Genomic DNA, 6,255 nt, shown 5'->3' on the forward strand with positions numbered 1-6,255 from the left:
CGCCCCCCGGCGGTTCACCGGCCGTGCCGCGCGCCATCCGGGCCAGCATGCGTTCCCGGTCGGGGCGGTGCGCGGCGGCGGCACTGTGCAGCCGCCGCCGCAGGTCCTCGTCGTTCACTGTCTTCCTCCGGTGCGCTGCGCCGCGACGGCCACCCGCACCCGGGCGGCCGGTGCCTCCGGCCCCAGCAGCCGCTGCAGTTCCGCCACGCCGCGCGAGGTCTGGCTCTTCACCGTACCCACCGATATCCCGAGTACGAGGGCCGTGTCCCGTTCGGAGAGGTCGAACGCGTGCCGCAGCACCACGCACGCCCGCTTGCGGAACGGCAGCCGGCGCAGGGCCTCCTGGACGTCCACGACCGCGGAGACGTCGGGCCCGTCCGCCGCGTACCCGTCCCCGCCGCCGCGCGGCGCCCAGAAGAGCGCGATCCTGCGGCGCTCGCGTACCGCGCTGCGGATGCGCGTGCGGGCCAGGTTGGCGACGACCCCGCGCGCGTAGGCCACCGGGTGCTCGGCGTCCCTGACGCGGTCCCAGCGGTGCCAGAGCGCTGTCAGGGCGTCGGCGGCCAGGTCGTCGGCCGCGTCGGCCTCACCAGTCAGCAGGTGGGCGAGGCGGGCGAGTTCGGCGTAGTGCGCCTCGAAGAACGCACGAAACTCGGCAGCAGCAGCGTCGTCAAGGACTGTGCCCACGGGTACCCCTTCTCTGCACTCGGACCGCACTCGGATCCCTGCCGCTCGAACGAGCCGCGTACGTCGTTGTGTACGTTCACACGCCCGTCCGCGGGGACGAGAGCGTACCAACGCCCGTGCCGGAAGCGCTTCGACGCGGGCCCGTGAACCAGTAAGGCGCAACACGGCGGGAACACGAAACCCCTGGGGCCGGGAAAACCGTGTGACGTCCATGGGAATGCGTCGGGCGTAGGCAACGCGAACGGGGCGGCGCACGGGCCGACGTGGTGTCGGTGTGCGCCGCCCCGGGGCGGAACGCGTTGCGCGAGGTGGCCCGCGCCGTCACGGCGACTACGCGGGGTCGCTGTCGAACCGGGCCCTGGACCAGCGGTGGCCCAGGACGGTCAGGGCCAGGCACCAGGCGAGGGCGATCCAGCCGTTGGCGCCGATCTCGGTCCCCAGGAGCAGTCCGCGCAGCGTCTCGATGGCGGGGGTGAAGGGCTGGTACTCGGCGATCGGCCGGAACCAGCCGGGCATCGAGCTGAGGGGTACGAAGGCGCTGGAGATGAGGGGCAGGAGGATCAGGGGCATGGCGTTGTTGCTGGCGGCTTCGGCGTTGGGGCTGCCGAGGCCCATGCCGACCGCGATCCAGGTGAACGCCAGGGCGAAGAGGGTGAGCAGGCCGAGCGCCGCCAGCCATTCCACGACCGTGGCGCCGGTGGAGCGGAAGCCCATGGCCACACCGATGGCGCCGACGAGCACGACACTGGCGATCGTCCGCAGGACGCTGCCCACGACGTGCCCGAACAGGATGGAGCTGCGGTGGATGGCCATGGTGCGGAAGCGGGCGACGATGCCTTCGCTCATGTCCGTGGAGACCGACACGGCCGTGCCGATGGTGGTGGAGCCGATGGTCATGAGCAGGATGCCCGGCACGAGGTAGGCGATGTAGGCGGAGCGGCCGGCGCCGCCGCTCATGGTGTCGCCGAAGATGTAGACGAAGAGCAGCAGCAGCATGACGGGGGTGAGCAGCAGGTTCAGGGTGAGGGAGGGGTAGCGGCGCGCGTGCAGGAGGTTGCGGCGCAGCATGGTGGAGGAGTCGCGTACGGCGAGGGCGAGCGAGCTCATCGGGCAGTCTCCTTCGACTGGCTGGGGCTGCCGGACCGGCCGGGCAGGCCGGGCTCCGGGGTGGGGTCGGTGAGGGCGAAGAACACGTCGTCGAGGTCGGGGGTGTGCACGGTCAGTTCGTCGGCCTCGATGCCGGCGGCGTCCAGCCGGTCGAGGATGGAGCGCAGGTCGCGCTGCCCGCCGTCGCTGGGCAGTTGCAGGGACAGCGCCTCCTCGTCGCCGGTCGCCGCGGGCAGGGCGGCGGCCGCGTGCCGGTAGGCGGCGGGGTCGGTGAAGCGCAGGCGGACGTGTCCGCCGGGGACGAGCCGCTTGAGTTCCTCGGCCGTGCCCTCGGCGGCGATCCTCCCGTCGTTCAGCACGGCGATGCGGTCGGCGAGTTCGTCGGCCTCATCGAGGTACTGGGTGGTGAGGAAGACCGTGACGCCCCCGGTGACGAGTGCGCGGATGATCTGCCACATGGTGTGGCGGGAGCGGGGGTCGAGGCCGGTGGTGGGCTCGTCGAGGAAGATGATCCGCGGGTCGCCCACCAGGGTCATGGCGATGTCCAGGCGGCGTTTCATGCCGCCGGAGTAGGTGGAGGCGGGCTTCTTCGCCGCCTCGGTGAGGTCGAACCGCTCCAGCAGTCCGGCGGCGATCCGCCGCCCCTCGCTCCGGGACAGGTGGTGCAGGTCCGCCATGAGGAGCATGTTCTCCTCGCCGGTGATCAGTCCGTCGACGGCGGAGAACTGCCCGGTGACACCGATCGCGGCCCGTACCGCCTGCGGGTCGGCGGCCAGGTCGTGGCCGCCGACGCGGATCGCGCCGGAGCCGGCGCCCGCGGGGACGAGCGTGGAGAGGATCTTGACGGTGGTGGTCTTGCCGGCCCCGTTCGGGCCGAGCAGGGCGAACACCGTGCCTTCGGGGACGGTCAGGTCGATTCCGTCGAGGACGGTCTTGTCGCCGTAGGCCTTGCGCAGGCCGTACGCGGCGATGGCCAGGTCGGTCACGAGGGGTGCTCCTTCAGCGGTTGCGGGACTTCGGGGGTGTGGGGCTTCGGGGGCTGCGGGGCTTCGCAGCCCGTGGGACATCGGAGGCTGCGGGAGATCAGAGGCTGCGGGCGGAGATGTCTCCCTGGGTGGTGGTCGCGTGGATGGCGAGACCGGGGGCGCCGCCGGAGTTCGTGAGCGCGTTGTGGATCCGGCCCTGGGTGGTGCCGGCGTCCAGGGAGGCAAAGACCCCGCGGGCGGCGCCGACCGAGATGTCGCCCTGCTGGGTGGTGAGCCTCAGCTCCCCGCGGACGGCCTCGGTGACGTTCACGTCGCCCCGCTGGGTGCTGAGTTCACCGGCCCCGTTGAGGCGGCCGACCGTGATGTGGGCGTCGTGGCCGCTCAGGTGGGCGCTGTCGGCCTCGTCGAGCTTGACCGAGCGGTAGCCGCCGTCGAAGACGACGTCGCCCAGGCGCCCCACACCCCGGAACTCGGCGGCGGCCGCCTTCCCCTCGACACGGGAGCCGGCGGGCAGCTGGACGGTGACCTCCACGGAACCGGAGGTGCCGAGGAGCCGGTTCTTCGCCTCCGGGACCCGGATGCGGAGCACGCCGTCGGCGTAGACGACCTCGGTCCGTTCGGCTGCCTTGACGTCGTGGCTCCTGGCCGCGTTCGCGGGCAGGACCTCGACGGTGGTGTCGGTGCGATCCGCCGCGATCACCTGGATGCGTCCCGCGGGGACGTCGAGGACGGCCTGAATGGCGGCGGGGGTGTCGAACTTCTGCATCGTGCTCTCCTCCTCGGGAAGCGAGCCCCGGTGGCTCGCTGTTTCCGATGAGTGAAACGCTACGTTGCATTCACGGATCGCTCAATAGGTATGTTGCAAAGAGAGTCGATAATCGCTGTTCACAGCCGTGTTTTCGTTGCAACGAGACTTCAACTAACGCAACGTCACACGCGCGTTGATTGCAATGGCCTGGAAGTGAACGCTATAGTCGGGGTTCCGGACGCGTACGAAGAGGGAGAGGTCGGGAATGCCCGGAGGCAGGCTCACTCAGCAGGAACGCCGGCAGATCGCCTCGGGGCTGGCCGACGGGCTGGCCTACGCGGAGATCGCCAGGAGCCTGGACCGCCCCACCTCGACGATCACGCGAGAGGTCATGCGCAACGGCGGCCCCACGGGCTACCGGGCGGATCTGGCGCACCACGCCACCGAGCGCCGCGCCCACCGGCGCGGCCGGTCCGCGCCCCGGGAGGCGGAGGCGGTCCCCCAGGCCCACGGACGGGACGCCGAGGCGGTGCGCGAGTACGAGGAGGTGTTCACCAGCGTGCTCATGGCCTCGGGCATGCCCAAGATGATGTCCCGGGTGATGGCCTGTCTCACCCTCAGCGACACGGGCAGTCTCACCGCGTCCGAACTCGTGCAGCGCCTCGGGGTCAGCCCGGCGTCCGTGTCCAAGGCGATCGCGTTCCTCGAGGAACAGGGCCTCGCCCGCCGGGAGCGCGACGAACGCCGCCGCGAGCGCTATGTCGTCGACGACGACGTCTGGTACGAGTCGATGATGGCCAGCGCCCGTTCCACCGCCCGGATCGTGAAGCTCGCACGGCAGGGCGTCGGAGTGCTGGGCCCCGAAACCCCCGCCGCCAACCGCCTGGAGAACATCGCCCGCTTCCTCGACTTCGTCTCCGAGAGCATCGCCCGCGCGGCGGAGCAGGCCCGCGACGTACTCCACGCCAAACCCGCGACGCCGCCCACCGGCGCCGACGGCCCGGGGGCGAAGGGCGCCTAGGTTCTGCTCGACGGCTCGTGTGACGCTCGACTCCACGACCTGCCGCGCTCATCGGCACGCAGCCGGAGCAGCCACTCGTGCCCCGAGGGTTCCGGGCCGGCGAGGCCGGCCGGCGCGTCACGGACCCGATGAGGCCCCGGGCCGCTCACGAGGCGCTGACCTGCCGCGTCGCGTATCTCCCAGCCATCACGCCGGCGCACCCACCACCATCAGCACCAGCGTGACGACCGCCACCGCCGTCAGGCAGGGCAGGACGATCCGCGTGCGCCGCACGTTCTCCGGCATGCGGTCGCTGAAGTCGGCCCGCTGCGGCTTGTTCGGGTCGTAGACCACCCCCCCGTCAGCACCGCCGGCTCGGTGGACATCCCGCGGCGCCACAGGGTGTGGTGCCCCCCGTCCGGCACGAGATACCCGTACTGGACATCGATCCTGCCGTCCCTGGGGATCGTCCTGCTCACCTCGGAAGCCATGACCTGCACCCCGCGCTTGCGCAACGGGGCCTGCGACAGGAAGGGCAAGCCGACGACCAGGAGGGCCAGGACGGCGACCACGAAGAAGAAGAACGAAGCAGCGATCATCAGGATCCCCCCGGCGCACCGCACTCGTGCGGCGCCACGTCATAGGGACGGAGGGCGCCTCGGAACGCCCACGGTCCAGTGCGAACAGAACCTGTCGCGGGTTCGATTCCGGATCGACCGGACCGAACCGGCGACCGTCCGCCCCGCCGCGACTCCCCGGACCGAACTCCCAGGGCTGTACCGCGTAGGTAGGTTCGCCGGCCGGGCCGGGCGAGCCGAAGTCCTCGCGGATCGCGGTCCGGTTCGAGGTCGCTGTCGGAGCGTCCCGGTAGCGTGCCCGCAACCAGATCCGACTGCTCCTCGGGAGGACCACCGTGGACATCCTGCTCATCGCCGGCCTGTGGCTCGACGGAACCGCGTGGGACGACGTCGTGCCCGAACTCACCGCGCTCGGCCACCGCCCCGTGCCGCTCACCCTCCCGGGCCAGGGGGACGGCGCCGCCTCCGCGACGCTCGACGACCAGGTGGCGGCAGTGGTCGCCGCGGTCGACGCGGCTCCCGGGAAACCGCTGGTGGTAGGGCACTCAGCGGCGGCGACCCTGGCCTGGCTGGCCGGCGACGCACGACCGGGGAAGGTGGCCGGGGTCGCCATGATCGGCGGTTTCCCCGCCGCCCACGAGCGGGCCTACGCCGATCACTTCGCGATCGAGGACGGCGTCATGCCCTTCCCCGGGTGGGAGCTCTTCGAGGGCGCGGACGCCGCCGACCTGGACCAGCGGGCTCGGGACCGCTTCGCCGCCGCAGCCGTCCCTGTCCCCGAGGGGGTCGCCAGGGGAGTCGTACGGCTGACCGACGAGCGCCGCTTCGACGTCCCCGTCGTGGTCGTCTGTCCCGAGTTCACCCCCGCCCAGGCCGAGGAGTGGATCGCCGCCGGTGAGAGTCCTGAGCTCGCCCGTGCCACTCACCTGGAGTACGTGGACCTCGATTCGGGACACTGGCCGATGGTCACCCGCCCCGCCGAGCTCGCCCGTGTCCTGGCGAAGGCCGCCGGCTCCTAGCGGCGCCGGGCCGGGTGGGTCCGGCCGGGGTCGGCGGAGGTCTGCCACCCCGGCGCGCAGGCAGACGACCGCCAGCCCGGTGAAGAGCATGACCAGCAGAGCCGTCCACTGGTCCTGGGGCCAGTAGGTC

Annotated in this window: 7 protein-coding genes and 1 pseudogene; 3 read left to right on the top strand and 5 right to left on the bottom strand. The window is 71.8% G+C overall.

Going from position 1 to position 6,255, the window contains the following annotated elements; genetic code table 11:
- Positions 1-114: 114 nt before the first annotated feature.
- From ABZ371_RS27580 to ABZ371_RS27595, 4 genes are all read right to left on the bottom strand, one after another.
- On the bottom strand, positions 115-687 hold the full coding sequence (locus tag ABZ371_RS27580) for a SigE family RNA polymerase sigma factor (RefSeq protein ID WP_358684435.1): 573 nt from the start codon (positions 685-687) through the stop codon (positions 115-117).
- A 330-nt stretch (positions 688-1,017) separates the two neighbouring features.
- Positions 1,018-1,794, bottom strand: coding sequence for an ABC transporter permease (locus ABZ371_RS27585; RefSeq protein ID WP_358684437.1), 777 nt, complete (start codon positions 1,792-1,794; stop codon positions 1,018-1,020).
- A complete protein-coding gene (locus ABZ371_RS27590) occupies positions 1,791-2,780 on the bottom strand; it encodes an ATP-binding cassette domain-containing protein (protein ID WP_358684439.1) in 990 nt (329 codons plus the stop codon). Before ABZ371_RS27590 ends, ABZ371_RS27585 begins: the two co-directional genes overlap by 4 nt.
- A gap of 97 nt (positions 2,781-2,877) precedes the next feature.
- Entirely contained in the window at positions 2,878-3,546 is a 669-nt protein-coding gene (locus tag ABZ371_RS27595) for a DUF4097 family beta strand repeat-containing protein (protein ID WP_358684441.1), read from the bottom strand.
- A 247-nt stretch (positions 3,547-3,793) separates the two neighbouring features.
- Between ABZ371_RS27595 and ABZ371_RS27600 the strand changes: the two genes are divergently transcribed.
- On the top strand, positions 3,794-4,549 hold the full coding sequence (locus tag ABZ371_RS27600; protein WP_358684443.1) for a helix-turn-helix domain-containing protein: 756 nt from the start codon (positions 3,794-3,796) through the stop codon (positions 4,547-4,549).
- Between the two features lie 13 nt (positions 4,550-4,562).
- Positions 4,563-4,703, top strand: a pseudogene (locus tag ABZ371_RS27605) (IS5/IS1182 family transposase); the annotation flags it as partial.
- 32 nt (positions 4,704-4,735) lie between these two features.
- On the opposite strand, the gene ABZ371_RS27610 reads toward ABZ371_RS27605, so the two are convergent.
- Positions 4,736-4,882, bottom strand: a complete 147-nt coding sequence (locus ABZ371_RS27610) for a hypothetical protein (RefSeq protein ID WP_358684445.1) — start codon at positions 4,880-4,882, stop codon at positions 4,736-4,738.
- Positions 4,883-5,441: 559 nt separating this feature from the next.
- On the opposite strand from ABZ371_RS27610, the gene ABZ371_RS27615 reads away from it, so the two are divergent.
- Positions 5,442-6,125 (top strand): alpha/beta hydrolase, encoded by a 684-nt coding sequence (locus ABZ371_RS27615; protein ID WP_358684447.1) that lies wholly within the window; start codon positions 5,442-5,444, stop codon positions 6,123-6,125.
- Positions 6,126-6,255: the final 130 nt, after the last annotated feature.

It is taken from the genome of Streptomyces sp. NPDC005899 (genome assembly GCF_040629645.1).
In the GTDB taxonomy this organism is placed as follows: Bacteria; Actinomycetota; Actinomycetes; order Streptomycetales; family Streptomycetaceae; genus Streptomyces.